The 3,407-nt window shown below is 43.1% G+C and carries 2 protein-coding genes and 1 pseudogene; all 3 read right to left on the reverse strand.

The genetic code is table 11. The annotated features are described in order from the left end of the window. Window positions 1–526 precede the first annotated feature (526 nt). Window positions 527–2,404, reverse strand: coding sequence for a glycosyltransferase family 39 protein (locus tag LUQ50_RS06435; protein WP_300037919.1), 1,878 nt, complete (start codon window positions 2,402–2,404; stop codon window positions 527–529). A 46-nt stretch (window positions 2,405–2,450) separates the two neighbouring features. Beyond that, on the reverse strand, window positions 2,451–2,810 hold the full coding sequence (locus LUQ50_RS06440; protein WP_300037922.1) for an EamA family transporter: 360 nt from the start codon (window positions 2,808–2,810) through the stop codon (window positions 2,451–2,453). Window positions 2,811–3,058: 248 nt separating this feature from the next. Next, window positions 3,059–3,407 (reverse strand): annotated as a pseudogene (locus LUQ50_RS06445) (GDP-L-fucose synthase); the annotation flags it as partial.

Below are 3,407 nucleotides of genomic sequence, written 5' to 3' on the forward strand. Positions count from 1 at the left end.
CAAGCCCGGTCTGTTTATACCGAAGCTTGATATCCCTCATCGCGAATGAAATGATAAGTTCCCGGTATGCCCAGAGTTCCCGGATATCCACCGGTACCCATTTTTTGGGAGGACGAATAACAAGGCTTGGGACTCTTTGGATTGATGAATCTGTAAGTGGTGATGAGTTACTATTCAAATCTGAAGAATGCGGCATATGTACCTACGGTCGATTTTACTGATCCATTTTAAACTTTAATCTAATCTCACTAGTATTATCCACGTGTAATTATCCTCCAAAACCGAACCTGTCCACGTTAATATTTCATAATATTTTGTTTAGATGCATAAAAAATGTAGCAACTGATGCATCAAGCAAGTCTGAATATGACGATTTATTTATGGAGAATCTCCCTTGTCCCGGATCTAATTAGCTAAATATATCTATCATTTAAATCTCCAGGGAGAACAGGGCCCGATCATACTATCTCGTGAATGTTTTTGGGGATCCGAGAGAAAAACGGCATTCACCTCTGTAAACTGAGTCTCAAATTTGTCGGTTGATTTTTATGTTTTGTATTGTAAGACACTCTTGTTCTGGTACTCTAATCCCTTTGGCGGTGTTGCATTCATCCGGCACTCTGAATTCAATGAGATTGTTCCCGAGCCGGAGGGATGATTTGAGTTTGACTGGCAAAGACAATTCTGTGTAATGGTCCGGAACAGTGAGGTTCCCTGCGGATTTCCCGTTCACGGTAACTTCCAGTGTTTTTGGTGAATCCACTGCAGATGCCACGATAAGTAATGTACAGTTATTCTGTACGAGCGAATAGCGCATGTACTGGATCGATACTGAAGAATAGTTTGCTATGGTTCGGAATGGATGGCCCTCATGGTATTCAAGCTTGCTCCAACCATTATTGAAATTTGTCCCAATACGGATTGGAAAATCTGTTGATGGGTCAATAATATCATTCTTTCTCTGGAGATTCTCCAGAATATTTATTGGGTTAATGATGATCGGACCAGCGTTGAATGTGGTGAAGATCTGATTATCCGTGATACTCCAGAGCCGGGACGTATCGGCCGTCGCAAAGTTACTTCCCACTAGGGTGAATGTCGAAGGAGAATCGTTCCAGTTTCCATTAGGATAATAAAATGCCCCGACAACCTGAACAAATATTGACCAAGCAACGAGAACGATGACGATCCCCCACACGATCTTTGCCGATGATAATCCGTCTTTTCTCTTTTCATCAGTGGATATCTGGGAATCCAGAAATATTCCCACAAGAATAAAGATCAGCGGCAGAGAACCAGCTAAAAACCGCGGTCCATAGGTAGTGCCTGCCCACCAGCAGTCGAATGCGGAATAGACAAGGATCTCAAGAATAAAAGCAATGCCACAGGAAATGAAGACCCTTTGTAGTGTTAAGTTTTTTATTGTGGATCTAATTTGGAATATTCCTAATAATGCAAGAATGGCAATGGGCGTAAAGACAAATAAACCCCTGTTGGGGCTGATCAGTAAGCCTGCCATGTGCACGAGTGTCGGAAGGCCAAAACTGAATTCTGAAAGCAGATTACTATATCCGCCAAAAAGGTTCCCTGCAACCGATTCATTATAGATAACAATTGGAAAAGTGGCAATACCTGCAGATACACAATATGTTACAAAATCTTCTCGTCTCTTTAGTGCTGCATACACGAATGCCGGAAGAACCAGGAATGCATCCGCAGGTCGGGTAAAGACGAGAAGGCCGGAACATATGCCAAGGAGAATGAAGATGCGCGAATCCGTCTGCCTCTCATTACGGATAATAAGGTAGAATCCTATTGAGAAAAGCAGCGCTATCATGCCGTGCTGCCATAACGCCTGGCTATTGATCGACCACATGCTGGTGCCAAAGGCAAGGATCAGGGCGGTAATCAGGGCAATGTTTTTCCTGATAACCTCTTTCATTCCGGCATAAAAAACAGTTATTGCTGCTGCAGTGATGAATGATGCGGCTATCTTCTCCATGATATAAACAATAAGAAAACAGGAACTGTTTGACATATCCAGGGGGATATGCATCATCTTCATGAAAATGTATGAAACAACATAAAGCGGTGTGACGAGGATTGGTGTCACAATGGGATAGTAAGAATAAAGATTATTGTTCACCGCGATGAATGAGCTGATATTCTCTGGCTGAAGTAAGAGAGATGATGTCGTCAGCCAGGGAACATGGGTGTCGAGAATAGTAAATGGCAGGATGGTTGCGGCAAGTGTGTCAAAACTGTTGATATTACGAAAATTGAGGTTATAGATAACGAATGTAAAAATAAAAAGGACGATGTATGCGTGTGCAGAGGCAATAGAACAGGCTCTCATTACACTCTTGTTGTTCTGGATTCTGGTGAAACAATCCTTGAACCGCATCGTGTCGCCTCAATTTTCCCTATGTAAATTCATCACCGTAAATGGACTATCCACTTTTGATGAGCAGGGCGAGGCCACAGATAATCACAATAATTCCCGCAAATCGGTAGGGGCCAATTTGTTCATTGAAAAAGTATTTGGAGAATACCAGAACAAGACAGATTGTCAGGGCAACAAACGGGTAAACGTAGCTGAGGTCTTTCTGTGAGAGGGCAACCAGCCAGAATATTGTACTTATTCCATACAGGCAAAGTCCTCCGAGAACGTAGGGATTAAGAAACATCGATATTATGCCCTGAATCGAGAGATCATTTACCGCACCGAAGTGGAGCATGCCATTTTTTAATGCAACTTGGCCAAGGGCAGAAAAAACGATAGCGATCAGAATGATAAGCAGTGTATCCATATTAACCTCATATTTTTTAAAAATCTCCATTGTTCTCTCCATCACCTGGTATATGGTTGTTTTTTAAGGAAGGCTCGTGTACCAATTTCTCTTCGGTTCAGATAACCTTTTGGTAGTCCCGGATACTCGAGAAAAACCAATAAATGCGGCAACAGGTATAACTCACACGATAATCCCAAGAAAATGTATGGATAATACTTCAAGCGGGAAACTACAACAGGGAATAAAAACCTTTTTTGATATCATATTCAGCAATGATCTAAATCAGTTCCTGATGGGTATTTATGGCCCCTGTTGACCTCATACCATGTAATCGTTCGCTGTAGCCCCTCGCGGAATGGCATCTGTGCCTCAAACCCGAACTCGCGTTTAGCACGGCTCACGTCAAGGCACCGTTTGGGCTGGCCATCCGGTTTTGTGGTGTCCCAGTGCACTTTGCCCTGGTATCCAGTCAGTTCCTGAATGAGTGACACCAGGTCCCTGATGGTAATCTCCATGCCGGAACCAAGGTTCACCGGATCAGACTTATTGTATCTCTCCGCAGCAAGGATGATCCCGCGGGCAGCATCATCGACATAGAGGAACTCTCTCGATGCA

This window comes from Methanospirillum sp. (assembly GCF_028679455.1).
GTDB lineage: Archaea > Halobacteriota > Methanomicrobia > Methanomicrobiales > Methanospirillaceae > Methanospirillum.